Annotated in this window: 22 protein-coding genes and 2 pseudogenes; 11 read left to right on the top strand and 13 right to left on the bottom strand. The window is 73.8% G+C overall.

Features of this window, described 5'->3' with window-relative positions:
- Positions 1-39: 39 nt before the first annotated feature.
- Entirely contained in the window at positions 40-588 is a 549-nt protein-coding gene (locus ACFVYX_RS19650) for a MarR family winged helix-turn-helix transcriptional regulator (protein WP_389682651.1), read from the bottom strand.
- 86 nt (positions 589-674) lie between these two features.
- Between ACFVYX_RS19650 and ACFVYX_RS19645 the strand changes: the two genes are divergently transcribed.
- Together ACFVYX_RS19645 and mltG are read left to right on the top strand one after the other, a co-directional pair.
- Positions 675-2543: an ABC transporter ATP-binding protein gene (locus ACFVYX_RS19645; RefSeq protein ID WP_389682650.1), complete on the top strand. Its 1869-nt coding sequence runs from the start codon at positions 675-677 to the stop codon at positions 2541-2543.
- A 299-nt stretch (positions 2544-2842) separates the two neighbouring features.
- Positions 2843-3742, top strand: a complete 900-nt coding sequence (mltG, locus tag ACFVYX_RS19640) for an endolytic transglycosylase MltG (protein ID WP_389682649.1) — start codon at positions 2843-2845, stop codon at positions 3740-3742.
- A gap of 13 nt (positions 3743-3755) precedes the next feature.
- On the opposite strand, the gene ACFVYX_RS19635 is transcribed toward mltG, so the two are convergent.
- A complete protein-coding gene (locus ACFVYX_RS19635; RefSeq protein ID WP_389682854.1) occupies positions 3756-4880 on the bottom strand; it encodes an NAD(P)-binding domain-containing protein in 1125 nt (374 codons plus the stop codon).
- Between the two features lie 55 nt (positions 4881-4935).
- Here ACFVYX_RS19635 and ACFVYX_RS19630 point away from each other — a divergent pair.
- Positions 4936-5226, top strand: a pseudogene (locus ACFVYX_RS19630) (iron chelate uptake ABC transporter family permease subunit); the annotation flags it as partial.
- A 16-nt stretch (positions 5227-5242) separates the two neighbouring features.
- Positions 5243-7390 carry a prolyl oligopeptidase family protein gene (locus ACFVYX_RS19625; protein WP_389682853.1) on the top strand — a complete coding sequence of 716 codons (2148 nt, stop codon included), beginning with the start codon at positions 5243-5245 and terminating at the stop codon, positions 7388-7390.
- On the opposite strand, the gene ACFVYX_RS19620 is transcribed toward ACFVYX_RS19625, so the two are convergent.
- Positions 7338-8321 carry a LuxR family transcriptional regulator gene (locus ACFVYX_RS19620; protein WP_389682648.1) on the bottom strand — a complete coding sequence of 328 codons (984 nt, stop codon included), beginning with the start codon at positions 8319-8321 and terminating at the stop codon, positions 7338-7340. The two genes, ACFVYX_RS19625 and ACFVYX_RS19620, sit on opposite strands and share 53 nt — an antisense overlap.
- Positions 8322-8469: 148 nt before the next feature.
- On the opposite strand from ACFVYX_RS19620, the gene ACFVYX_RS19615 reads away from it, so the two are divergent.
- Positions 8470-9882 carry an aminopeptidase P family protein gene (locus ACFVYX_RS19615; protein WP_389682647.1) on the top strand — a complete coding sequence of 471 codons (1413 nt, stop codon included), beginning with the start codon at positions 8470-8472 and terminating at the stop codon, positions 9880-9882.
- Between the two features lie 60 nt (positions 9883-9942).
- Here the strand turns inward: ACFVYX_RS19615 and ACFVYX_RS19610 are convergent, their stop codons facing one another.
- A complete protein-coding gene (locus ACFVYX_RS19610) occupies positions 9943-10353 on the bottom strand; it encodes a nuclear transport factor 2 family protein (protein ID WP_389682646.1) in 411 nt (136 codons plus the stop codon).
- Positions 10354-10461: 108 nt separating this feature from the next.
- Between ACFVYX_RS19610 and ACFVYX_RS19605 the strand changes: the two genes are divergently transcribed.
- Together ACFVYX_RS19605 and ACFVYX_RS19600 are read left to right on the top strand one after the other, a co-directional pair.
- Positions 10462-11259 (top strand): SGNH/GDSL hydrolase family protein, encoded by a 798-nt coding sequence (locus ACFVYX_RS19605; RefSeq protein ID WP_389682645.1) that lies wholly within the window; start codon positions 10462-10464, stop codon positions 11257-11259.
- 124 nt (positions 11260-11383) lie between these two features.
- On the top strand, positions 11384-11845 hold the full coding sequence (locus tag ACFVYX_RS19600) for an STAS domain-containing protein (RefSeq protein WP_389682644.1): 462 nt from the start codon (positions 11384-11386) through the stop codon (positions 11843-11845).
- On the opposite strand, the pseudogene ACFVYX_RS19595 reads toward ACFVYX_RS19600, so the two are convergent.
- The 3 genes and pseudogenes from ACFVYX_RS19595 to ACFVYX_RS19585 form a co-directional block, all read right to left on the bottom strand.
- Positions 11785-11928: pseudogene (locus ACFVYX_RS19595) on the bottom strand (LuxR C-terminal-related transcriptional regulator); the annotation flags it as partial. The gene ACFVYX_RS19600 and the pseudogene ACFVYX_RS19595 sit on opposite strands and share 61 nt — an antisense overlap.
- Before the next feature lie 617 nt (positions 11929-12545).
- A complete protein-coding gene (locus tag ACFVYX_RS19590) occupies positions 12546-13019 on the bottom strand; it encodes an anthrone oxygenase family protein (protein ID WP_389682643.1) in 474 nt (157 codons plus the stop codon).
- Entirely contained in the window at positions 13016-13426 is a 411-nt protein-coding gene (locus tag ACFVYX_RS19585) for a nuclear transport factor 2 family protein (protein ID WP_389682642.1), read from the bottom strand. The genes ACFVYX_RS19590 and ACFVYX_RS19585 overlap by 4 nt, the downstream gene beginning before the upstream one ends.
- Before the next feature lie 99 nt (positions 13427-13525).
- Between ACFVYX_RS19585 and ACFVYX_RS19580 the strand changes: the two genes are divergently transcribed.
- The gene (locus ACFVYX_RS19580) at positions 13526-14155 is read left to right on the top strand and encodes a TetR/AcrR family transcriptional regulator (protein ID WP_389682641.1); all 630 of its coding nucleotides are present in this window, start codon (positions 13526-13528) and stop codon (positions 14153-14155) included.
- Positions 14156-14263: 108 nt separating this feature from the next.
- A complete protein-coding gene (locus ACFVYX_RS19575; protein WP_389682640.1) occupies positions 14264-14860 on the top strand; it encodes an isochorismatase family protein in 597 nt (198 codons plus the stop codon).
- A gap of 165 nt (positions 14861-15025) precedes the next feature.
- Here ACFVYX_RS19575 and ACFVYX_RS19570 read toward each other — a convergent pair whose 3' ends face one another.
- Positions 15026-16135 (bottom strand): ABC transporter substrate-binding protein, encoded by a 1110-nt coding sequence (locus ACFVYX_RS19570; protein ID WP_389682639.1) that lies wholly within the window; start codon positions 16133-16135, stop codon positions 15026-15028.
- 304 nt (positions 16136-16439) lie between these two features.
- Positions 16440-16970 carry a carboxymuconolactone decarboxylase family protein gene (locus ACFVYX_RS19565; RefSeq protein WP_389682638.1) on the bottom strand — a complete coding sequence of 177 codons (531 nt, stop codon included), beginning with the start codon at positions 16968-16970 and terminating at the stop codon, positions 16440-16442.
- Positions 16971-17316: 346 nt separating this feature from the next.
- Here ACFVYX_RS19565 and ACFVYX_RS19560 point away from each other — a divergent pair, with 346 nt between their 5' ends.
- Together ACFVYX_RS19560 and ACFVYX_RS19555 are read left to right on the top strand one after the other, a co-directional pair.
- Positions 17317-18588, top strand: coding sequence for a Tm-1-like ATP-binding domain-containing protein (locus ACFVYX_RS19560; protein WP_389682637.1), 1272 nt, complete (start codon positions 17317-17319; stop codon positions 18586-18588).
- Positions 18589-18857: 269 nt separating this feature from the next.
- Positions 18858-20918: a SpoIIE family protein phosphatase gene (locus ACFVYX_RS19555; RefSeq protein ID WP_389682636.1), complete on the top strand. Its 2061-nt coding sequence runs from the start codon at positions 18858-18860 to the stop codon at positions 20916-20918.
- 170 nt (positions 20919-21088) lie between these two features.
- On the opposite strand, the gene ACFVYX_RS19550 is transcribed toward ACFVYX_RS19555, so the two are convergent.
- From ACFVYX_RS19550 to ACFVYX_RS19535, 4 genes are all read right to left on the bottom strand, one after another.
- A complete protein-coding gene (locus ACFVYX_RS19550) occupies positions 21089-21568 on the bottom strand; it encodes an Lrp/AsnC family transcriptional regulator (RefSeq protein ID WP_389682635.1) in 480 nt (159 codons plus the stop codon).
- 60 nt (positions 21569-21628) lie between these two features.
- The gene (locus ACFVYX_RS19545; protein WP_389682634.1) at positions 21629-22669 is read right to left on the bottom strand and encodes an iron-containing redox enzyme family protein; all 1041 of its coding nucleotides are present in this window, start codon (positions 22667-22669) and stop codon (positions 21629-21631) included.
- Entirely contained in the window at positions 22666-23103 is a 438-nt protein-coding gene (locus tag ACFVYX_RS19540) for a CDGSH iron-sulfur domain-containing protein (protein WP_389682633.1), read from the bottom strand. The genes ACFVYX_RS19545 and ACFVYX_RS19540 overlap by 4 nt, the downstream gene beginning before the upstream one ends.
- Before the next feature lie 64 nt (positions 23104-23167).
- Entirely contained in the window at positions 23168-23893 is a 726-nt protein-coding gene (locus ACFVYX_RS19535; protein WP_389682632.1) for a HemK2/MTQ2 family protein methyltransferase, read from the bottom strand.
- Between the last annotated feature and the right edge of the window lie 118 nt (positions 23894-24011).

The raw sequence follows: 24011 nt of genomic DNA, 5'->3' as shown, positions 1-24011 counted from the left end.
GTCACGGCTCCCCTTCGGCGCGTCCCCGCGCCCGTGGGGTCAGCAGCCGCCTTCGGGACCTGGGTCGACCAGGGCGGTCAGCAGACCTCCGAGCACCTCGCGCTGTGCGGCGGTCAATGGAGCAAGGATGTCCTCTGCGGCCGCCCGGCGCGCGCTGCGCAGCTCGCGCAGCGTGGCGCGGCCCGCGTCGGTGAGCTCGATCCGTACGACCCGGCGGTTGCTCGGGTCGGGCGCCCTGCGGACCCGGTCGACGGCCTCAAGACCGTCGACGAGACTGGTCACGGCACGCGGGACCACCTCGAGGCGGGCCGCGAGGTCGGCCATCCTGGGCGGCTCCCCGAAGTGCGCGACCGTGCGCAGCAGCCTGGACTGGGCGGGGGTGATGCCGACCGGCTCCAGGTGGCGCTTCTGGATGCGGTGCAGCCGCCGGGTGAGGCGGAGGAGCTGCTCGGCGAGGAGCCCGTCGGCGTCGGCACCGGCCGGCGGGTGTGCGCCGTTCGCCGCGTCGGCCCCCGGCGGGTGGGTCCCGGTCGGTGCGTCGGCGCCCGCCGTCGGGTCGGTGCTGGTCAGCGGGTCGGAGGTGGTCATACGGAAACAATATCAGGATGTAGTTCATTGTGAGTATAGGTAACAATGAGCTAAGGTCTTTCCGACCCCGAACCTCGAAGGAGCCCATGCGCCCCCACGACCAGTCCGAATGGACGCCCCCGCCCCGCGACTCCGACCAGCCGAAGGAGCCCGCGCAGCTGCGGCGCATCCTGGGACTCTTCCGCCCCTACCGGGCCCGCCTGGTCGTCGTCGGCCTCCTGGTCGGCGCCGCCTCGCTCGTCTCGGTCGCCTCACCCTTCCTGCTCAAGGAGATCCTGGACACCGCGATCCCGCAGGGCCGCACCGGGCTGCTCAGCCTGCTCGCCCTCGGCATGATCGCCACCGCCGTGCTGACCAGCGTCTTCGGCGTGCTCCAGACCCTGATCTCCACGACCGTCGGCCAGCGCGTCATGCACGACCTGCGCACCGGGGTCTACGAGCAGCTCCAGCGGATGCCGCTGGCCTTCTTCACCCGCACCCGCACCGGCGAGGTCCAGTCCCGGATCGCCAACGACATCGGCGGCATGCAGGCCACCGTGACCTCGACGGCCACCTCCCTCGTCTCCAACCTCACCGCCGTCGTCGCGACCATCGTCGCCATGCTCGCCCTCGACTGGCGCCTCACCGTCGTCTCGCTGCTCCTGCTGCCCGTCTTCGTCTGGATCAGCCGGCGCGTCGGCCGCGAGCGCAAGCGGATCACCACCCAGCGCCAGAAGCAGATGGCCGCCATGGCCGCGACCGTCACCGAGTCCCTCTCCGTCAGCGGCATCCTGCTCGGCCGCACCATGGGCCGCGCCGACTCGCTGACCAAGTCCTTCGCCGAGGAGTCCGAGCGCCTCGTCGACCTCGAAGTGCGCTCCTCCATGGCCGGACGCTGGCGGATGTCCACCATCGGCATCGTCATGGCCGCCATGCCCGCCCTGATCTACTGGGCCGCCGGCATCGCGGTCGGCTCGGGCGGGACCGAGATCTCGCTCGGCACGCTCGTCGCCTTCGTCTCGCTCCAGCAGGGCCTGTTCCGGCCCGCCGTCAGCCTGCTCTCCACCGGTGTGCAGATGCAGACGTCCCTCGCGCTCTTCCAGCGCATCTTCGAGTACCTCGACCTGCCCGTGGACATCACCGAGCCCGCGGAGCCGGTCCGGCTCCACGAGGTCAGGGGCGAGGTCGCCTTCGAGCGGGTCGAGTTCCGCTACGACCCGCAGGGCACCGGCCGCCCGACCCTGGACGCCATCGACCTGACCGTCCCCGCCGGGGGCAGCCTGGCCGTCGTCGGCCCCACCGGCTCCGGCAAGTCGACCCTCAGCTACCTCGTGCCGCGCCTCTACGACGTCACCGGCGGCCGCGTCACCCTCGACGGCGTCGACGTGCGCGACCTGGACTTCGACACCCTCGCCCGCGCGGTCGGCGTGGTCTCCCAGGAGACGTACCTCTTCCATGCCTCCGTCGCCGACAACCTCCGCTTCGCCAAGCCGGACGCCACCGACGAGGAGATCGAGGCCGCCGCCCGCGCCGCCCAGATCCACGAGCACATCGCCTCGCTCCCCGAGGGGTACGACACCCTGGTCGGCGAGCGCGGCTACCGCTTCTCGGGCGGCGAGAAGCAGCGCCTGGCCATCGCCCGAACCATCCTCCGCGACCCGCCCGTACTGATCCTCGACGAGGCGACCAGCGCCCTCGACACCCGCACCGAGCAGGCGGTGCAGCAGGCGATCGACGCGCTCTCCGCCGGCCGCACCACGATCACCATCGCCCACCGGCTCTCGACCGTCCGCGACGCCGACCAGATCATCGTCCTGGACGCGGGGCGGATCACGGAGCGCGGCACGCACGAGGAACTGCTCGCGCGGGACGGGCGGTACGCGGAGCTCGTCCGCCGGGACGCCCGCGGCGCCGTGAGCGGCACCGGCCCGGCCGAACAGGCGAACGTGGGAGCGGTTGTTCCCCAGAACGTGTGATCGTGCCGGGAATCGTTGCTCAACTCCCGTACGCCGTCAGAAGATTGCGGTGCGCGTTCGGCGGGCTGCAGACCGTGACCGCGCAGTCCCACAGCAGTCCCACTGATGTACCTGTACGAGGAGAAGCACCACCATGAACGTCATCACCGATCTGCTCGCCGGCGTCTTCCACTTCCTGGGATGGCTCGTCTGACGATCGCAGTGCCCGGCGCCGTCGGTTCCCCGTCCCAGGGGACCGGCGGCGCCGCCGCGTGCGCGGGTTCCCCGGATTCCCGTACGGGCCGGGTTAGCGTGCGGCCATGACGTACCGGCCGCCGTCACCGTACGCACCCCCGCGCCGCCGCCGACGCCTGTCCCTTCCCCGGCCGCCCGGGCCCTCCCACCGCCCCCGGCTGACCCGGCGCGGCAGGATGGCACTGGTCCTCGGAGCGGTCCTCGTCGTGGCCGCCGGGATCACCGTCCCGCTGCTCCTGACCCGTGACGGACCCGCCGTCGAACAGCCCCGGGCGCTGCTCGTCCCCGAGGGCTGGCGGGCCGGTCAGGTCTACACCGCTGTCGACCGGGCGCTCGGCCTGCCCGAGGGCACCGCGCGGCGGACCGCGACCGCGCCCGGGACCGCCCTTCCGCTGCCCGCGGCGGCCGGCGGCAACCCCGAGGGCTATCTCTTCCCCGCCACCTATCCGGTGCTCTCGGCCACCACCCCGGACGGGCTGCTGCGCTTCATGGTCGACACGGCGAGCAAACGTTTCGGTACCGCGCGGATCGCCGAGGGGGCCAAGGCGCGCGGACTCAGCGTGTACGAGACGGTGATCGCGGCCAGCATCGTGCAGGCCGAGGCGGACAACCCGGAGGACATGGCGAAGGTCGCCCGGGTCGTCCACAACCGGCTCGACCGGAATATGGCGCTCCAGATGGACTCGACGCTCAACTACGCGCTGGACCGCAGCACCGTGGACACCACGTACGAGGACACCCGGACGGAGAGTCCGTACAACACGTACGAGCGCAAGGGCCTGCCGCCGACGCCCATCGGCAACCCCGGGGACCAGGCCCTGGACGCGGTGATCCGGCCGGCGGACGGCGACTGGCTCTACTTCGTCACGGTGGCCCCGGGAGACACGCGCTTCACGGCCGACTACGCGGCCCACCGGGCGAACGTGGCCGAGTTCAACGCGAACCGGGGCGCGGCGAAGGGCTGAGCCCGACGTCGGTTCACCCGGGCCGAGAGGCGAGGGCCGGGGTGTCGGCGGGGGCGCCGCTCAGGAGGCGCCGGATGCCGGAGACGGCCGACCGGCCGGCCCGGTTGGCGCCGATCGTCGAGGCCGAGGGGCCGTAGCCGACGAGGTGGACGCGTTCGTCCCGGACCGCGCGCGTCCCCTCGACCCGGATCCCGCCGCCCGGCTCGCGCAGCTTCAGCGGGGTCAGGTGGTCGATCGCCGCGCGGAAGCCCGTCGCCCAGAGGATCACGTCCACGTCGATGCTCCGGCCGTCGTCCCAGGCCACGCCGGTCGGGGTGATCCGGTCGAACATCGGCAGGCGGTCCAGGACCCCCCGCGCGCGTGCCGAGCGGATCGCGTCGTTGACGGGGAGGCCGGTGACCGAGACGACGCTCTGCGGGGGCAGCCCGCGCCGCACCCGCTCCTCCACGAGCGCGACGGCCGCCCGGCCCTCCGCCTCCCCGAAGGGGCCCTCGCGGAAGACGGGCTCGCGCCGGGTCACCCAGAAGGTCTCGGTGGCGACGTCCGCGATCTCCATGAGGTGCTGGGTACCGGAGGCGCCGCCACCGACGACGAGGACCCTCTTGCCCGCGAACTCCGCCGGGCCGGGGTATCCGGCGGTGTGCAGCTGGCGGCCCCCGAACGTCTCCTGGCCGGGGTAGCGCGGCCAGAAGGGCCGGTCCCAGGTGCCCGTGGCGTTGATCAGGGCGCGGGTGGTGTACTTGCCCTCGGAGGTCTCGACCAGGAGCCGGCCGCCGTCGCCCTCGCGGACGGCGGTGACGTCGACGGGGCGGTGGATCCGCAGGTCGAAGGTGCGCTCGTACGTGTCGAAGTACGCGCCGATCACCTCGGACGAGGGGCGCGCGGGGTCGGCGCCGGTCAGCTCCATGCCGGGCAGCGCGTACATCCCGTGGACCTTGCCGTACGTGAGCGAGGGCCACCGGAACTGCCAGGCGCCGCCGGGCCGGGGGGCGTGGTCGAGGACGACGAAGTCCCGGTCCGGCTCCAGACCGGCGCGGCGCAGATGGAAGGCGGCCGAGAGGCCCGCCTGCCCGGCGCCGATGACGACGACGTCCACCGGCGTGACGGGCTGCCGGTCCGCCGCGGCCTCTTCCACCATGAAATCGTTCACGGTTCTACCAACTCCGGGAGGTGCGCGGATCTTCCCGTGACCTCGCCGCGACCAACTCGACCTGGTCTCGCTCGACGAGGACACCCCGCGGCTGCTCGGACCCGTCGCACCGCACGCGGCCCGCGCCCTCGTCGGCCGGCGGCACGCCCGCGTGGTTCCCGTCGCGGTGCTCCTCGGCGCGGTCCTCGTCCGCACCGCAGACCTGATCGGCCGGACCGTGATCGCACCGGCCCAGCTCGGGGCGGGTCCGATGACCGCGGTGATCGGCACGCCGTACTTCCTGTATCTGCTCGTCCGCAGCCGGGGGCAGGACGTCGGACCGTTCATGGGGTGACGTCGCTGCCTGCACAATACGAGGCGTGAGCGATGATGATCCGTACCTGTGGTTGGAAGAGATCTCGGGCGAGGCAGCCCTCGCCTGGGTGGGCGAGCGGAACGCCGAGACGGCGCGAGCGGTGGCCGGGGACGCCGGGTTCGGGGCGCTGAAGGCGCGTCTGCGGGAGGTCCTCGACGCCTCCGACCGGATCCCGTACACCGCGCGGCGCGGCGCGTACCTCTACAACTTCTGGCGGGACGCCGAGCATGTGCGCGGCGTGTGGCGGCGTACGACCCCGGAGCTCTACCGGCAGGACGAGCCCGAGTGGGAGGTCCTGCTCGACGTCGACGCGCTGGCGGCCGCCGAGGGCGAGAAGTGGGTGTGGGACGGGGCGCGGGTACGGCGCCCGGAGTACGACCGGGCTCTCGTACGGCTCTCACGGGACGGCGGAGACGCCGTCGTGGTCCGTGAATTCGACCTGGAGACACGGACGTTCGTCGACGACGGCTTCCGGCTGCCCGAGGCGAAGACGCGGATCGGCTGGGTCGACGCCGACACCGTCCTCGTCGGTACGGATCTCGGCCCCGGCTCGCTGACCGACTCCGGATATCCGCGCACCGTCCGCAGGTGGCGGCGCGGGACACCGGTGGAGGACGCCGAGCTCGTCTTCGAGGCCGAGCGGGGAGACGTGGCGGCCTGGGGGTACCGGGACCACACGCCGGGCTTCCAGCGGGAGTTCGTCGGGCGTTCGCCGGACTTCTTCCGGAGCGAGACGTACCTCCTGCGGCCCGACGGCACGCGCGCGCGGATCGACGTCCCCGACGACGCCCTCGCCTACGCCCACCGGCAGTACCTGATCGTCACCCTGAAGTCCGAGTGGCTCGGCCGGCCGACGGGCTCGCTCCTCGCGTTCGGTTTCGACGCCTTCCTCGCGGGCGACCGCACCCACGAGGTGCTCTTCACACCGGACCGGCGGACCGCCCTCGCCGGGCACAGCTGGACCCGCAACCACCTGATCCTGGAGATCATGCGGGACGTCAGCACCCGGATCGAGGTCCTCACCCCGGGCGACGGCGGGTGGGCGCGCGAGCCGCTCGCCGGGGTCCCCGAGCTGTCCGCCGTCAGCGTCGTCGACACCGACCCGGACGTCTCCGACGAGTACGTCCTCGACGTGTCGGGATTCCTGCAGCCCTCCACCCTCCGTCTGGGTCGGATCGGCGCCGGTTCGGAGGTGCTCAAGCAGGCCCCGCACCGCTTCGACTCCGCCGGGCTCACCGTCGCCCAGCACTTCGCGACCTCACACGACGGCACCCGCGTGCCGTACTTCGTCATCGGCCCCGACCGCACCGCCGGCGGCCCCGGCCCCACCCTGCTCTACGGCTACGGCGGCTTCGAGGTCTCCCTCACGCCCTCCTACACCGCGGTGACCGGCCGGGCGTGGCTGGAGCGCGGCGGCACCTACGTCATCGCGAACATCCGCGGCGGCGGCGAGTACGGCCCGGACTGGCACCAGGCCGCGCTCGGCGCGCGACGGCCCCGGGCCTTCGAGGACTTCGCCGCCGTCGCCGAGGACCTCGTCGCACGCGGCATCACCACCCCCGCCATGCTCGGCGCCAAGGGAGGAAGCAACGGCGGACTGCTCATGGGCGCGATGCTCACCCGCCGCCCCGAGCTGTTCGGCGCGATCGTCGCCCAGGTGCCGCTCCTCGACATGACCCGCTTCCACAAGCTCCTCGCGGGCGCGTCCTGGATCGCGGAGTACGGCGACCCGGACGACGCGGCCGACCGCCCCCACCTGGACGCGATCTCCCCGTACCACCGGCTCGCGGCGGACCGGGACTACCCGCCGGTCCTCCTGATGACATCGACCCGCGACGACCGCGTCCACCCCGGCCACGCCCGCAAGACCGCGGCACGGCTGCGGGAGCTCGGCCACCGGGTCCTGTTCCACGAGAGCACCGGAGGCGGCCACGCGGGCGCCGGCGACAACGAACAGGCCGCCCACAACAGCGCGCTCGTCCACACCTATCTGTGGCAGCAGCTGACCCGCACCGCGCACCCCGCCGAGACGGCCCCCGTCCCGGCCGTCGCGGAGGTGCCGGCCCCGGCCGGCCCCGTCGGCGCGAGCGTCACAGCCAGCCCGAGCGCTGGGCCTGCAAGGCCATCTGGAACCGGCTCGTAGCACCGAGCCGGGCCATCAGGACCTGCACCCGGCGGAAGAAGGTGCGGCGGCTGACGCCGAGCTCCCGGGCGATGACCTCGTCGGCGGCGCCCGCCGCCAGGAGACGGAGCAGCCGCCGGTCCGCCGGCGGCAGCCCGGCGGGCCGCGGCGAACGGCCGTGGAACGGCAGCGCGTTCTGCCATGCCTGCTCGAACAGCGCCACCAGCGCGGAGAGCAGCCCGCACGGCTGCACGACCAGCATCGTGTTGTACACGTCCGTCTCCTGGATCGAGAGGGAGACGAGCGCGTAGGCGTCGTCGATGATCACCAGTTTGACCGGCACCGACGGCAGGACCCTCGCCTGCTCGCCCGCCTCGATGCAGGGCTCGATGGAGTTCTCGAGCTGCCCCGGATGCTCCAGCGACTCCCGCGAGTACACGACGCGCTGGGTCACCCCGCGGGCCAGGGTGGCCAGCGCGTCGTCGGTCGCGCCGTCGAGGGGGAAGTACGGCGGCGAGTCGAACTGCCGGATCTGCTCACGGGCACTTGCCCAGGCCTGCCGCATCCGGAGACCGATCGCGTCCCCCGTGACCACCTCCACGAGACGGTCGTCGTACGCGGCGAACCGCCGGCGCCGGAACGACTCGAACGCGCCCCCGACGGTGATGCGGGACTCGTCGATCTCGGCGGCCCGGTGCCGGCCGAGGATCTCAAGACCCGCGGCCGGGGGGACGGGCGCCGCCACGTCCCCGACCTCCTCGGCGGCGCTCGCCAGACCCGAGTCGATCAGCTCGCCGTACGCCGCCGAGAACGCCGCGCCCTCGAGACCGGCCGCCGAGGCGATCGCGCTCAGCGGCGCGGGAGCCCGCTCCAGGAGCTTCAGATAGACCCGTACGGCCTCCTCGCCGATCCCCAGAACCCGAAGGGCCGCGCTGAGCTTGTCGTTCTCCATGCACCGCATTATCGACCCCGACCCCGCCGGAGTGGCCGATCCGTGCCAGTGGCCGATCCGGGCACCCGGGGTGGCCCCTGAGGAGTACTTTCCGGGAGACGCCGGGCCACCGGCGGACGAGTGACTGACCCGGAAGAAGGAGCAGGACGTGGCGAAGGGTCGCAAGAACGGCCTCTACGGAGGAGTCTCCGAGGAACTCTCCGCGCTGATGAGGACGGGGTGGGCGGACACCGAGCGGCACGGACTCGAACCCGACGAGCAGGCCCCGTACGCGGCCCGCCGCCGCGCCGCGCTCTCCGCCCGCTTCCCCGGCGAGCGCCTCGTGGTCCCCTCCGGCAACCTCAAGACCCGCTCCAACGACGACACCTACCCCTTCCGCCCGTACTCGGGTTACGTCCACATGACGGGGGACCAGGCGCGCGACGGCGCCCTCGTCCTCGAACCCCGCCCCGACGGCGGCCACGACGCCTACTGCTACCAGCTGCCCCGCGACAGCCGGGACGACGACGAGTTCTGGACGGGCGGCACGGCCGAGCTGTGGATGGGCCGCCGCCGCTCCCTCGCGGAGGCGGCCCGGGTCCTCGGGCTGCCCTGCCGTGACGTCCGCACCGCCGCCGAGGACCTGGCCGCCGGCTCCGGCGTGCCGACCCGGATCGTCCGCGGCCACGACCCGGCCCTCGAAGCCGCCGTCACCACCGACGAGGAGCGCGACGACGAGCTGGAGGAGGTGCTCAGCGGACTCCGGCTCGTCAAGGACGCCTGGGAGCTCGGCGAGATGCGCAAGGCCGTCGACTCCACCGTGCGCGGCTTCACCGACTGCGTCGGCGAACTCTCCCGGGCGATCGCCTCGTCCGAGCGGTGGATCGAGGGCACCTTCTTCCGCAGGGCCCGCCTGGAGGGCAACGACGTCGGCTACGGCACCATCTGCGCCGCCGGCGACCACGCCACCATCATGCACTGGACGGACAACGACGGCCCGGTCAGGCCCGGAGAGCTGCTGCTTCTCGACGCCGGCGTGGAGGCCCGCTCCCTCTACACCGCCGACGTGACCCGCACCCTCCCCGTCAGCGGCACCTTCACACCCGTCCAGCGCCAGGTGTACGACGCGGTGTACGAGGCCCAGGAGGCCGGCATGGCCGCGGTGAAGCCGGGCGCCCCGTTCCGCGACTTCCACGAGGCGTCCCAGCGTCATCTGACGGCGAGGCTCGTCGAGTGGGGCTTCATCGAGGGCCCCGTCGACCGCGCGTACGCCCTCGGCCTCCAGCGCCGCTTCACCATGGCCGGCACCGGGCACATGCTCGGCCTCGACGTCCACGACTGCGCCCACTCGCGCACCGAGGAGCACGTCGACGGCGTCCTCGAACCGGGCATGGTGCTCACCGTCGAGCCGGGGCTGTACTTCCAGCCGGACGACCTGACCGTGCCCGAGGAGTGGCGCGGCATCGGCGTCCGCATCGAGGACGACCTGGTCGTCACCGACGACGGCCACGAGAACCTCTCGGCGGGCCTGCCGCGCTCCTCGTCCGAGGTCGAGGCCTGGATGGCGCGCTTCGCGGGCTGACCGCCCCGGCCGCTCCGGCGGGGCCCGGGCTCACGGCCGAGCCCGGGCCTCCGGTGTCGGTCAAGGAGCGGCGGTCTCTCCGGCCCCCGCCGCCTCGCGGGCGATCCGGTCGAACTGGGCTCCCATGGCCGCGGCGAGGGCCTGCGCGGCCGAGAGCGGGCGGACCATGACGGTGAAGTCGTCGATCTTTCCCTCCTCGTCGAAGTGGAGGAAGTCGCAGCCATGGATCTGCCGGCCGTCGACGGTCGCGGTGAAGACGAAGGCGTGGTCGCGGCCGTCGGGGTTCGCGATCTCACGGACGTAGGTGAAGTCCTCGAAGACCCGCATCACCCCGCGCAGGATCGCCGCGGTGATCGCCCTGCCCTGGTGGGGCTTGAAGGCGACCGGGCTGGTGAAGACGACGTCCTCGGCCAGGAGCGCCTCGATGGCGGTCTCGTCGCGGTTCTCGACGGCCTTGCGGAACGGGTGCACGAGATCACCTCTAGTCAATTCGTTGAATAGGTGATTCGGAGGTTAGGGTGGCGTCGTGGCCTTGTCCACCCCTCCACCGTCGCGCCCCCAACGAACCGAGGTCCTGCCATGACCGGCGCACACGTCCCCTTCTCCCGTTACGTGGCACTCGGCGACAGTCACACCGAAGGCGTCGGCGACGGTGACGACGTGACAGGCGTGCGCGGCTGGGCCGACCGGCTCGCCCAGGAGCTCGCCCGCCACAACCCCGGCCTGCTGTACGCCAACCTCGCCGTCCGGGGCCGCCTCGCCGGCCAGGTCCACGCCGGACAACTCGGCCCCGCCCTTGCCCTGCGGCCCGACCTGGCGACGGTGGTGGCCGGCGTCAACGACCTGCTGCGGCCCCGCTTCGACGCCGACGAGGTCGCCGGCCACCTGGAGGCGATGTTCGCCGCGCTCACCGCCCGGGGAACCCGCGTCGCCACCCTCACCTTCCCCGACGTCGCCCGCGTCACCCCGCTCGCCCGGCCCGTAAGCCACCGGGTCACCGCCCTCAACCACCGCATCCGCGAGGCCGCGCACCGCCACGGTGTCCTCGTCGCCGAGACGGGCCACCACGCCGTCGTCACCGACCCCCGGCTGTGGAGCACGGACCGCCTGCACGCCGGCCCCCTCGGCCACCGGCGCATCGCCGCCGCCGTCGCCCACGCCCTCGCGCTGCCCGGCAGCGACGACTCCTGGACCCATCCCCTGCCCGCCCCCGCCACCCCGCCGCCCGCCGGATGGCGCACCGGCGCCGCCGAACTGCGGTGGGCCGCCGACTTCCTCGGCCCCTGGATCGCCCGCCGTCTGCGCGGCCACTCCTCGGGCGACGGCCGCACCGCCAAGCGCCCCCGTCTCGCACCCCTGGACGACGTCCGGGCGTGAGAGCGGGACCGAGCGGCCCGCACATTCACCGATTCAGGTGACAGCGGCCGAGGCGAAACGTCCCTCCCGGCAGCGGGACGGCCACGCTCGAAGCGACACATGGAGCCGCCCTGTGGAGCGTCCGATGCAGCTGATCCCCCGTCATGACCCGTATCTCGTCGTCGAATCGACCGGTGGTCTCACCGTCGCGGCCCTCCGGGGCGAGCTCGACCTCGTCCTCGTACGGCACCTGCGGCCCGAGCTCGACGCCCTCGTCAGGGAGTCCGACGACCTCACCGTCGACATCCGGTGCCTCACCTTCTGCGACGCCACCGGGCTCGGCCTCCTCGCGCACTGCGCCGGGCGCGTACAACAGCGCGGTGCGCGCTGGAGGCTCGTCTGCGACCAGCCCTGGATCCTCCGTCTCATCCGACTGACCGCGCTCGGAGACCTCCTGCGTCCCGAGGCCGGCCCGGCGCACGGGCCGGTGCCATGGCCGGACGGGGCCGACGAGCCCCGGCTCGCTCCGGCGGACGGGTTCGTGCGTCAGCCCGGGCCGGCGGACCCCCGCCGCTCCGATCCCGGCGTGATCAGACCCGTCTCGTAGGCGGCGATCACAGCCTGGGCCCGGTCGCGCAGCCGGAGCTTCGACAGAATACGGGCGACATGCGACTTCACCGTCGCCTCGCTCGATGGTCTCCGGCCGCTGGTTCCGTGCCACCGGGGAGGCTGTCGCGGCGTCCCGGTTCCCGCGCACCACGGGCGCCCGCGTGGGGGACACGACCACCCTCTCCGAAGAGGGACGCACGGTCCCCGTGCGGATCGTCGGCCGAGGTCTTCGACCTGGGCGACGACGGCATGGCCCTGCGCACGGGAACGGCGTCCGTCGCCGCGCTGCGAGCCCGCTACCTGCCGGCGGAGTTCGCCGTCACGGTGACGCCCGGCACGGACCCGGCGCGATACGCCCAGCGGCTCGACACCGCGGTGTCCCGGCTCGGGGCCGAGACCGGCGTCACCGAGGCCGGCACGTCGAGCGTCGGCCGGCGCCCCGCTCCCGGCGGGCTGGGCGGCCCGCACCGCCACGGCCCGGGCCCTCAGGGGCGAGTAGCGCACGGCAGGGTGTCCCGCCCGCGCCGTCGGTCAGGCCCCGTCCCCGTGCCCGGCCGTCGGTCCGGCCCGTCGCGCCGGTGTGTGGCGCCGCGCGGGGTGGGCCACGCCGATCAGCACCCGGTGCAGGAGGTGGTCGCTGATCCGGGGCGCCGCGGAGGCCTCCGAGGCGCATGCTTCGGGACGGAGCCCCCCCCGGTTCACGCGGGGTCGTCCCGGCGTACGGCGAGGAGGATCAGCAGGGCGAAGGCGGCGAACGCGGCCGCCGTGCGGGCCTGGTTGAACGCCTCCCAGCGCGCCAGGATCTCGGCGTGGTCGGCGGGGGCCGAGGTGACCGCCCACTCCTTGATGCGGCCGTTGATGGGGACGTTGCCGAGGCGGGTGATCAGGAAGGAGGTGACGGCGAGGAGTCCGGCGCCGCCGGCCAGCCACCGGGAGGAGCCGGGGGTCACGGCGGCGAGGGCGAGGGCGCTGAGTGCCGACGCGGCCATGGCTCCCTGCATGGTGATGCCGTTCATCCGCATCAGCCGGCTGTGGAAGGACAGCCTCATCTCGAGCGGCACGGCGTCGAAGGTGGGGACGAGGTTGGCCGCCCCGTAGCCGAAGGCGCCGGCGAGGGCGCCGGTGGACAACAGGGCCAGGCCCAGGAGGAGTCGTACGTGCAGGCGGTTCACCGCTCGTCCTCCTCCGGTTCGGCGGTGACGGGCCGGGTGAGCTGCTCGGCTCGCCGCAGCCGGCCGTCGGGGGCGAACTCGGCGAACATGTGCACCCGGGTGGAGACCTGCCCGCCCTTGCGCATCCCGGCGTGAATCGTGAAGCGGGCCGCGATCCGGCCGCCGTCCGCCAGCGCCTCGTGCACCTCGCACCTGAACGTCCGCACGTTCCTGCGTACGGGCCGGAGGTGGGCGAGGAGGCGGTCCCGGTCAAGGACCACACCGTCGGCGACCTGTACGACGTCGGGGGTGAAATACCGGGACATCAGCTCGGAGGGGTCCTCGGAGCCGTGCACCACGGCTTCGGTGAGGGTGGTGAAGAATTCGGAGACGAACTGCCCGGGGGGTTTGGTGCGGAGGGGGTTCACCGTGCTCCTGCCAGGAAGGGGGGAGGCTGCGACCATCGCCTATCTCTTACAGGGATGTAAGGTATAGCGAGGTGACCATTTCTGACAAGGGTGTAAGAGTTGACTGCTTTCGAGAGCCCTGGCGAGCCGTCCCCCGCCCGGCCCCGCCGTCGCGCCGACGCCGAGCGCAGCAGGGCAGCGGTGCTCGACGCGGCGGTACGGCTGCTCGCCGGGAGGCCCGACGCGGGAATGGCCGCCATCGCCACCGCGGCAGGCGTGACCCGACAGACCGTCTACGCGCACTTCGGCAGCCGCGACGCGCTCCTCGATGCCGTCGCCGACCGGATCACGGACCGGGCCATGGCCGCGATGGACGAGGCCGAGGAGGACGGTGGCACCGCCCTTGACTCCCTGCTGCGGCTCCAGGAGATCGGCTGGCGTCTCTTCGCACGCAACCCCGTGCTCCTCCAGACAGGGAGCGCCCGCACCGGAAACGGACCCTCCGCCGACGAGGTCCGGCACGAGCCCGTCGCGGCGCGGCTCACCCGGCTGATCGAACAGGGCCAGAGGTCGGGCGAGTTCGACCCCGCGCCTCCCGCCCCCTGGCTGGTGGCCGCGGTCATCGCCCTCGGTCACGCGGCCGGCGACGAGGTCGGGGCCGGCCGCCTGTCCGTGCGGGAGGCGGCCAAGTGGCTGCGGGCCGCGACGCTCGCCCTCCTGGGCGCCGGGGGCCGCGACACGGCGCACTGAGGCGACCTGGCCGCTGGATCGCCCCCCGTGCCCGCCCCCGTGCCCGGCCCCGTACCCTCCCGGTGAAATCCCGTGGCGGCAGGGGCGGGTGGGCGTGATGATGGCGGGATGGACCAGCACGCCGGGGCCGCCCCGCACCCGCAGCCCGTGGACGCCCTCATCGTCGTGGACGTGCAGTCGGCCTTCGTCACCGGTGCCGGCGCCGTGCCCGGAGCCGCCCGGCTCGTCGACCGTACGACCGGCCTGATCGCGCGGGCCCGTCAGGCCGGGGCGCTCGTCGTCCACCTCCAGAACGACGGACCGCCCGGCGCGGAGGACGAACCCCACACGCCCGGCTGGGAACTTCACCACCCCGTCGAGCCGGGACCCGCGGAAGTCGTCATCCGCAAGCCCCGCGACGACGGCTTCCGGGACACCCCGCTCGGCGACGTGCTCACCGGCGCGGGGGTGCGGGCGGTCGCCGTCTGCGGCGTGATGTCCGAGATGTGCGTCCAGGCGACGGCCCGCACGGCCCTCGACCGCGGCTACCGCGTCGTCGTGCCGCACGACGCCCACGCGACCCAGGACGTCCCGGCCGTGCCCGGGATCAGCGAGACGATACCCGCCGCCACGGTCTCCCGCGTCGCGGCGTACGCCCTCGGCAGCGACGCGGAGACCACCGTGCCCGCCGCCGACGTCACGTTCACGGCCCCGCGCGGGCGCTGACGCCTTCGCGTCCCGCCGGCCAGGTGGATCCTCCTCGGTCGACCGCTATGAGGTGGGGGCGAACCGGACCCGTGTCACTCCGGTGGGTCCGGTGAGGTCGACGTCCAGGGCCTTCGGCGTGTCTGACCATTCCCGTCGGGTCCGGTGAGGTCGACAAGACACCCCCTAGGCGTGGAGGACCCGGAAGCTGCCGGGTTCCGCCGGGTCCCGGTCGACGACCTGGACCGGTGCCCACGCCCACTGCCACACGCCGGTGCCCGGCGGACGGGAGAACCGGATCGGGCCACGGGTGCCCTCGACCGCCACGCCCGGCCAGGACGCGGCGACGGCCGCCCGGTCCGTGCCGTGGGAACGCAGCGCCTCGGCGAGGACGGTGACGGAGTCCCAGCCCTCGAAGGCGACGAAGGAGGGCTCTTCGCCCAGCCGCTCGCGAAGCTCCTTCCCGACGCGCTCGCCGAGCGGACCGAGGCGCTCGGGCAGATAGCGCAGGAACGGGATCCCCGCCCCCTCCTCGCCCAACGCGGCCGCCCAGCCGGGGAACTCCGGCTGCCCCGCCGGAGCGCCGATCAGGATGTCCGCGAGCCGCCCGTCGCCCCGGACGGCCCTGACGATCGGGACCGCCGGCTCCGGATGGCCGACCAGCAGGAGGAGCGCGGTCACGCCGTGGCCGACGAGCGCGTCGCACAGGGCCTCGGGGGTGGACGCGCTCGCGTCGAGCTCGACCACGGTGCCGCCGTGGGCGGCGAGATGGTCCCGCAGGATACGGGTCCCGGACGCCCAGTAGACGCTCGGCTGGGTCACCACCGCGATCCGGTGCCGGCCGGCGCAGAGGAGGAAGTCCCCGTAGAGCCGCCAGCCGTGGGACTGCGCCGGGGCGACACGCGCGACCCACTCCGCGGGTCCGTCGGTGAGCGCGTCGAGGACCGCGGAGGAGCAGAGGAACGGCACGCCGAGGGCGTCGGCCCGGGCGGCGGCGGCGCGGGCGACGACGCTGTGGTACTCGCCGGCCACCGCGGCCACACCCAGGCCGGCGAGTTCCTCCACGGCCGCCCCGGCCCGCTCGGGGTCGGCCGCGGTGTCCCTGACCAGCAGCTCCAGGGGCCGGCCTGCGATCCCACCGGTGCTGTTGACCTCGCTCACGGCCAGCTCGAGTCCGGCGAGGAGATGCCGGCCAGCCTCGACCCAGCCGGGCCGCGTCAGCGGGACGAGAGCGCCCACGCGGACGGGCGAACCGTCCGTGTTCCGCGCTCCGGACGGCGATGGTGACGTGTTCATCGGGTGGCGTCTCTCCCTGGGACGAAGCGGTCGCCGCCCGCCGGGATCGCGTGCCGGCGGCCGGGGCAGGTGGTTCGAGTGCGTCACGCCCCGCCGGGCGGGCGCGCCCTGGACACCGTGCCCGTCATTGGAACCACCACCCTCGCCGGAGGGCAACCGATTTTCCTCTCCTGGGGGCTTGGGGGCTTGGGGGCTTGGGGGTCTTGCGGCCCGGCGGCCCGGTGGCCCGGCGCGGCCCGGCGTTCCGCTTCCCCGGCGTCACGGCGGGCCAGGCCGCCCACAACCCCCCTGTGCCCAGAGGCCGTCAGTCCTCCCCTTCCGGCTGGATCCCCGCGAGCAGGTTGAACGCGCCCGTCAGCAGGTTGAGCGCGACCACGCCCACCACCTCCGCGATCACGCGGTCGCTCCAGCCGTGCCCGCGCACCTCGGCGACGTCTTCGTCGGACAGGGCGCCGGGTTCGGCGAGGACCCGGACCGCCAGGCCGATCAGGGCCGCCTCGCGCGGATCGATCGACGTGCCCTGGAGGGCGAGTTCGATGTCGACCTCGCTCAGGCCCGCCGCCCGTCCGGCCGCGCGGTGCGCCTCGCGGCAGGTGCCGCAGCCGATCCACTCCTGGACCGCGAGCGACAGCTTCTCGCTCAGGGGGCGGGGGATCTTCACCCGCTTCATCGCCCGGGACAGGCTCAGATACCCGTCGAGCAGCGCCGGCGAGTGCGCCATCGTCGACACCATCTCACCGGCGGAGCCGTGCCGTTCGACGATGTCGGTCAACAACTCGCCGGCCCGCCCAGGTGCCTGCTCGGGGCTGAGCGCCGTCAGTCTTCTCGTGGTCATGAACCCTCCTCGACATACCCGTGGGGGGTATAACGGCGGGAGGGTGGAGAAGATTCCCGCAGCACCGCCCGCCGGGGGCGTCGACCTGCCACGAGCGCGTGCCCTTTCCGGCCCCACCGCCCGCCGGGGCACCGCCGGTTCACGACGGACCGGCGTCGGTACGCGCCGCGGCGACCGCTCCTGCCGGTACCAGGGCATCCGCGGGGCGAGGCAATTCGGGCCGGGGCACCCTTCTGCGCCACGACGCGGGCCGATCCGGCCTGACTGGTCGTTGTCGCCGCAGGTCACCCGACGGAGGATCGACAACGGCGGGTCCGGGAGGCGGAAGCGGGAGAGGGGTGAGGGCATGGCGACCGTCGTGCTGATCGGCACGCTGGACACCAAGGGGGAGGAGTACGCCTGGCTGCGGGAGCGGCTCAGGGAGTACGGCAGTGACGTCCTCCTCGTCGACACCGGGATCCTGCCGCCGCCCGCCCACACGCCGGTGGCCGACGTCACCGCCGACGTCGTCGCACGGGCCGCCGGCCACGACCTGGCGAGTCTGCGGGCCGCCGGGGACCGGGGCGCGGCCCTCGCCGTGATGGCGCAGGGCCTCAGCCGGATCGTCGCCGACCTCTACCGCGAGGGAAGGCTGCACGCCGTGCTCGCCGCCGCCGGCACCGGCGGCTCCACCCTCGCCGCCGCGCAGGCCATGCGCGTTCTGCCCATCGGCGTACCGAAGCTCCTCGTCAGCACCATGGCGGGCGGCGACGTCTCCCCGTACGTCGACAGCAGCGACCTCACGCTGATGTACAGCGTCGTCGACATCTCCGGGCTCAACTCCGTCTCGTGCCAGGTTCTCGGCAACGCGGCCGCGGCGGCCTCCGGAATGGCCCGCCGCCATGAGCGCAACCACGACGCGCCGGCGGGCCGGGGACGACCGGTCGTGGCGGCCACCATGTTCGGCGTGACGACCCCCGCCGTCGACACGGCCCGCGCCCGGCTCGCCGAACTCGGCTACGAGGTCCTCGTCTTCCACGCCACCGGCGCGGGCGGCCGGGCCGTCGAGAAACTCGCCAGGGACGGCATGCTCGACGGCGTCCTCGACCTCACCACCACCGAACTCGCCGACGAACTCGTCGGCGGGGTCCTCAGCGCGGGCCCGTCCCGGCTCACCGCCGCCGGTGCTCTCGGCATTCCGCAGGTCGTCGCCCCCGGTGCCCTCGACATGGTCAACTTCGGTCCGGCGGCGACCGTTCCCGAGCGGTTCGCCGAGCGGCGGCTGCTCGTCCACGACGCGACGGTGACCCTGATGCGGACCTCCGCGCGCGAGATGGCCGAACTCGGCACCGGCATGGGCCGCAAGCTCCGTACCGCGCGCGGCCCCGCCGAGGTCTTCTGGCCGCTGCGCGGCGTCTCCGCCCTGGACGCGGAGGACGGGCCGTTCGCGGACCCGGAGGCGGACCGGGCCGGGCTCGACGCCCTGCGCGCCGCCGTCCGGGGCGGCGAGGTCCGGGTCCATGAACTCGACGCCCACGTCAACGACCCCGTCTTCGCGGTCGCCATGGCCGACCGCCTCCACCAGCTGATCGAACGACGCCCGCGGAGCGCCGCTGTCGGTGGCGTGCCGTACAACTGAGAGCGGGCGTGGGGCGTCGGCGAGGACACCGAGGGCGGCGCGCCCCGCCGCCCGCAGCCGCCCACGAACGTTCACGCCCCCGCACCGCCGCGCCGCCGTCGCCCCCGCACCCCCGCGCCCACGCACCGCCGTCGCCCACGCACCCCCGCACCGCCGCCACCCATGAATCGAACGGCCGCACTGCGCAGCGCCCGCCGTCCGGTCCTCGGCTAGGGTGATTCGACAGGGAATGCGCCCCCCGGGGCCGGGCCGATGCGTAGGTCGATGCGTTGGAGACTCACCAGTCGTCGAGCAGGGTTCCGCAGCCGCCCCGGGCGGCCGTCGGGGACGCGGGCGTGCTCCGGGAGCTGCTGCCGATCGCCCTGTGGCGGGAGGACGCCGCCGGTCACATCGTCGAGTGGTCGCTCGCCGCGCAGGACCTCCTCGGTCACCGCCCCGAGCACGTCCTCGGACGGCTCGCCACGCCGCTTCTCGTTCCGGACGCCAACCGGGAACTCGCCGACCGGCTCACCCACCGCGTGCAGGCCGGGGAGACCATGGTCGGCACGCTCCCCGTACGCCATCGGGACGGCCACACGATCGCCATGGAGATGTGGATCGTGCCGGCCACCGACCCGGACGGCCGGCCGGGGGCGATGCTCATCGCGGTGGAGACCTCCGAGGTCCTGCGCATGCGGGAGAACCTCGCGGCGATGGAGAGCCTCTTCACCCAGTCGCCGATCGGTCTCGCCCTGCTCGGCACCGACCTGCGGTTCCTGCGGGTCAACGACGCCCTGGCGCGGATGAACGGGGTGACGGCGGCCGGGCACGTGGGCCGCCGCCTCACCGAGGTCGTGCCCGGTGTCAACGCCGACTCGCTGGAAGCCCTGATGCGGCAGGTCCTGGAGAGCGGGCACGCCGTCGTCGACGCCCGCCGGGTCGGCCGTACGCCCGCCGACCCCGACCGCGACCACATCTGGTCCTGCTCGTACGCCCCGCTGATCGACCGCAAGGACCGGCGGTCCCTGGGGCTCATCGCCTCGCTCGTCGACATCACCGAGAGCCAGGAGGCGCACAGCGAGGTCGAGCTGGCCCGTCACCGCTTCGCCCTGCTCGCCGAGGCCGGGGCCCGGATCGGCACCACCCTGGACCTGAACCAGACGGCGGAGGAGGCGGTACGTTTCCTCGTTCCGCAGCTCGCCGACTCGGCGGACGTCCAGATGCTGGAGTCCGTCCTCGAACCGGACGATCCGGCCGCCTCCACCCGCGGGGTGCTGCGACGGCTCGCGGCCCGCTTCCCCGACCCCACGGCCCCGACGTCCCTGCTCGCCCCCGGGCAGACCTTCCAGATCCCGCTCGACTCCGTGTACGAGCAGGTCGTGGCCCGCGGGCGGCCCACCGACCTCTACACCTCCGACATCCCGGCGCTCTTCACCGATCCGCGGACCGAGGCGCTCCGCACGTACCTCGCCACCCGCATAGGGTCGGCGCGGCTCGTCCCGCTGGTGGCCCGCGGCAAGGTGCTCGGCGCGGTGACGGTGACCCGGCTGCGGACCCGCGAGCCCTTCGACGCGCAGGACTGTGTCCTCATCGACGAGGTCGTGGCCCGCGCCGCCCTCAACATCGACAACGCCCGGCTCTACACCAACCAGCGGGAGGCCGCCCTCACCCTTCAGCGGAGCCTCACCAACAGCGCGCTGCCCACCGTCACCGGTCTCGAACTCACCGGCCGCTACCTGCCCGCCAGCGCCCACGACGTCGGCGGCGACTGGTTCGACGCCATCGCCCTGCCCGGCGGCAGGACGGGCCTCGTCATCGGCGACGTCATGGGGCACGGCATCCACGCGGCGGCCGTCATGGGCCAGCTGCGCACGGCGGTACGGACCCTGGCCCGCCACGACATCCCGCCGACGCGGATGCTCAGCTCCCTCGACGCCGTCGTGGCCGACCTCGGCGAGGACACGATGGCGACCTGTGTCTACGCCGTCCACGACCCGGCCACCGGCGGCTGGGTCATCGCCCGCGCCGGCCATCCGCCGCCTGCCGTGGCCACCCCGGGCGGCACCATCACCTTCCTCGACGGACCGCCGGGAACACCGCTGGGCACCGGCGCCCACGACTTCGGCACGGAGGAGGTCTTCCTGCCTCCCGGCGGGCTGCTCGTGCTGTACACGGACGGTCTCATCGAGGCCCGCGACCGCGACCTCGACGAGGGGATGCGTCAGCTCGGCAGGGCGCTCCGGCACCTCGACCGTCCCCTGGACACGCTGTGCGACGAGATCCTGGGGCAGCTCCTCTCAGGACCCGCGCCGGACGACGTGGCGATACTGCTCGCCCGTACCACCCGCTGACTCACCCCGCCGGACGCAAGTCGAACTGGTCGAGCAGGGGGACGAGCCGTGCGGGTACCGCCACGGGGGGACTCCAGGTCACTGGAGAGGGGCACAGGGCGTTCGCACCCTGCCACAGGGCCGCCCCGGCCGCCCCCGAATAGCGCCCGCCTCGCCCTCGCCGCCCGCCCTCAGACCGAGCCGGCCCGGCGGCCCACCGCCTCGACCAGCGGCAGCAGCCGGTGCGCCACCCGCTCCCGCAGCGCGATCTCGGTGCGGGTGCGGACCACCCCGGGCAACTGGATCAGGCGCTGGATGACGTCCTCCAGGTGCCCGGCGTCCCTGGCCACCACCCGGGTCAGCAGATCGCCGCCGCCGGTGATGGAGAAGGCCTCCACGATCTCGGGGACGGTCGCGAGCGCGTCACCGACCTCGTCCAGATGCCCCTGGGTGACCTCGATGTGCACGAAGGCGAGCACCGGGTGACCCAGCGCGGCGGGGGAGAGGACGGGCCCGGTCGCGGTGATGACCCCGTCCCTTTCCAGACGGTCGATCCTGGCCTGCACGGTGCCCCGCGCCACCGCCAGGATGCGCGCGTACTCCCGTACGCTCGTCCGCGGCTGCTCGATGAGCAGCCGCAGGATCCGCGTGTCGAGCTCGTCCACCGCCATGCTGCGCCGTCCTCCTGGGGCTCGGACTCGTCTCCGGCCGCCGACCCGGGGCCGGAACGGTCAATTCTGGTACAGAACCCTCTCCACGTCTCCGTGGGTGGGTGTGCGCAGCGCGCTGTCGCCCCGCGACCAGACGTCCACGAGACGACTGCCGAACCGGTCGTCGAGCAGACAGGTCGCGGCGATGCCGAAGGAGATCTCGGGAGCGAGCTCCGGTTCGTCGTCGAGGAGACCGCTGATCACGTCCCGGCGCACCACCTGCTCATGGACGGCGTCCGCCTCCACGTGCTCGTCGTAGTACCGCTCCGCGGCCGGTCCGGCCCCGGTCCTGCGCATGGCCGCGGCGAGCCGCGAGGCGGCGGGTGACGAGGTGATCTCCAGGACGGCGAAGTGCCCCACGAGCGCCCCGCGCAGCCTCCGGTGCAGGCCGAACAGCGACATCACGTTCGAGGCCGCGAGGGTCTCCGCCCCCGCCATGTCCACGTAGTGCCCGTACGAGGGGTCGAGCCCCAGACCGGCCATGAGGTCCGCGTAGAGCCCGGCGTGCATCCGTTCCGCCCGCCCGCAGCCGTACTCGTCGTACGCGATCGCCACCATCGCCGCCTTGGCGCGCCCCCGCAGCCGGGGCACGATCCAGAGGTGCGGGTCGGCCTCCCGGAGCTGGGACACGGAACGCAGCGCCGCGTGCTCACGCAGCTGCCACGGCTCCCCCTCGGACAGCAGGAAGTGCGAGACACCGGTGGCCTCGGCGGGCTCCATCAGGAGGGCGGCGAGGGCTTCGTCCAGGTCGGGACGGTCGCGGCAGTCGTGCCGCAGCGCGCTCTCGAAGCGGTGCTCGAGGAGGGCCCGTACGCCGAGCAGGCCGGCGTCCCATTCGAGCGTCTCCGGCACCCCTTCGAAGCCCTGGTAGTGCTGCTCGTAGCAGAGGTGGAGCGCCAGCTGCAGATCCTCCCCGTACGGGGCGCAGCGCGCGATCTCCGACTCGCCGGGCAGCTGCCCCGCGCCACCCCCGAGCAGGCGCCCCCGTACGGCGTACGACACCGCGCCGCGCGCTTCGGGGAGGGCGGGCGCGGTCCGCGTGAGCGGGTGAACGACGGTCATGGCGTCCTGGCCTCCTCGGCCGGGCCGTCCGCCTCCTCGGCCCCCGCCGCCGGGCCGTCCGCTCCGTCCGTCGCCGCTCCGTCCGCGTCGGCGGCCGGTGGGCGCGGCGCTCGCGCCGTGGTCCCGCGGGGGCCGCGCCTGAGGCGCGGGCGGTGGCTGGTGTCGCAGAACGGAGCCCGCAGACTCCGCCGGCAGGTGCAGAGCGCCAGGACGGGACGGTCGCAGTGGACCACGGAGCCGTCCGGCATGACGATGTCCGCCGGCCCTTCCAGGAGCAGCGGCCCTTCGGTCAGGGGCTGGACACGAGGGGGCGTCGTGCGGGTCCTGGCGATTCCGGGGCCCGTGCCGGAGTCCCGCCCGTCCTGCCGCGGTTCGGCGGCCTCCATGTCCCGGGTCCTCGGCCGCGGGGTGTTCCCGTCCGGGGAAGCAGACATCACACACCACCCATCGGATGGACGTCACTGACATCGCGCGAATGCCCGGAGCACCGCTTCCCAATCACGGCCGGCACGCGCGGATCACCACCAGCTCCTCGGTGCGCGCGCCCGGGGCGATCAGCCCCCGGGCCGCGAACCAGTCCGAACGGGCCGACATCACCGGACCGAACTCCTCCGTACGACGCTCCACGACCCGCGCCGTGAGACCGCGCCGCCCGAGCGCCTCCAGAGTGGCGTCGACGCCGGAGAGCGACGACTGGACGAGGAGCAGCACGCCCGAGGGCGTCAGGAGCCGCGGCGCGCGGGAACAGACCCGGTCGAGGAGCAGCCGGCCGTCGGTCCCGGCGTCCCAGCTCCTCCGCGCGCCATGGGCGGGCACCTCCACGTCCTCGCAGGGCACGTACGGCGGGTTCACGGTGACCAGGTCGAAGCGCTCGTGGGGAATCGGCGCGTCCAGGTCGCCGCGCAGCACCCGGATCCGGCAGCGGTGGAGCGCGGCGTTGAGGCGCGCGGCGGTGATCGCGCACCGTGAGATGTCGACGGCGGTGGCCCGCGCGCCGTGCCGGGCGGCGACGACGGCGAGGGCGCCGGTCCCCGTACACAGATCGAGCGAACGCGCTCCCGGCCGGAGGGTCTCACGGCGTACGTGGGCCGCGAGCAGGCCGGTGTCCGCCTGGGGCGCGTACACGCCGGGGAGACGGCACATCCGGGGGACGTGCGTCTCCCGTGCCGCGCCGTCGTCCACCGGCGCGAGTCCTTCCCGGCGGTCCGTCGTCACTGTCCTCATCACCAGACTCCTCACTCCTCAGGTCGGTTCGGTCCGCGAGTACCCCCCGGCCGCCCCGCCATGCCGGGCCCGCGCCGTGCCGGTGTTCGTCGACGCCGGTGTCCGCCCTTGTGCGCGG

Origin of the sequence: Streptomyces sp. NPDC058326 (assembly GCF_042879855.1) — a bacterium.
In the GTDB taxonomy this organism is placed as follows: domain Bacteria; phylum Actinomycetota; class Actinomycetes; order Streptomycetales; family Streptomycetaceae; genus Streptomyces.
Note: the sequence above shows the minus strand (reverse complement) of the source record. Positions and strands in the feature narration are given on the sequence as shown.

Excerpts from the sequence above, each read along its gene's own strand:
- ACFVYX_RS19565 (WP_389682638.1), bottom strand. The coding sequence starts at position 16,970 with ATGACCACGAGAAGACTGACGGCGCTCAGCCCCGAGCAGGCACCTGGG.
- ACFVYX_RS19570 (WP_389682639.1), bottom strand. The coding sequence starts at position 16,135 with ATGAACACGTCACCATCGCCGTCCGGAGCGCGGAACACGGACGGTTCG.
- ACFVYX_RS19635 (WP_389682854.1), bottom strand. The coding sequence starts at position 4,880 with ATGGTGGAAGAGGCCGCGGCGGACCGGCAGCCCGTCACGCCGGTGGAC.
- ACFVYX_RS19550 (WP_389682635.1), bottom strand. The coding sequence starts at position 21,568 with ATGGCGGTGGACGAGCTCGACACGCGGATCCTGCGGCTGCTCATCGAG.
- ACFVYX_RS19545 (WP_389682634.1), bottom strand. The coding sequence starts at position 22,669 with ATGACCGTCGTTCACCCGCTCACGCGGACCGCGCCCGCCCTCCCCGAA.
- ACFVYX_RS19575 (WP_389682640.1), top strand. The coding sequence starts at position 14,264 with ATGGACCAGCACGCCGGGGCCGCCCCGCACCCGCAGCCCGTGGACGCC.
- ACFVYX_RS19650 (WP_389682651.1), bottom strand. The coding sequence starts at position 588 with ATGACCACCTCCGACCCGCTGACCAGCACCGACCCGACGGCGGGCGCC.
- mltG (WP_389682649.1), top strand. The coding sequence starts at position 2,843 with ATGACGTACCGGCCGCCGTCACCGTACGCACCCCCGCGCCGCCGCCGA.
- ACFVYX_RS19605 (WP_389682645.1), top strand. The coding sequence starts at position 10,462 with ATGACCGGCGCACACGTCCCCTTCTCCCGTTACGTGGCACTCGGCGAC.
- ACFVYX_RS19540 (WP_389682633.1), bottom strand. The coding sequence starts at position 23,103 with ATGTCTGCTTCCCCGGACGGGAACACCCCGCGGCCGAGGACCCGGGAC.
- ACFVYX_RS19620 (WP_389682648.1), bottom strand. The coding sequence starts at position 8,321 with ATGGAGAACGACAAGCTCAGCGCGGCCCTTCGGGTTCTGGGGATCGGC.
- ACFVYX_RS19535 (WP_389682632.1), bottom strand. The coding sequence starts at position 23,893 with ATGAGGACAGTGACGACGGACCGCCGGGAAGGACTCGCGCCGGTGGAC.
- ACFVYX_RS19560 (WP_389682637.1), top strand. The coding sequence starts at position 17,317 with ATGGCGACCGTCGTGCTGATCGGCACGCTGGACACCAAGGGGGAGGAG.
- ACFVYX_RS19600 (WP_389682644.1), top strand. The coding sequence starts at position 11,384 with ATGCAGCTGATCCCCCGTCATGACCCGTATCTCGTCGTCGAATCGACC.
- ACFVYX_RS19645 (WP_389682650.1), top strand. The coding sequence starts at position 675 with ATGCGCCCCCACGACCAGTCCGAATGGACGCCCCCGCCCCGCGACTCC.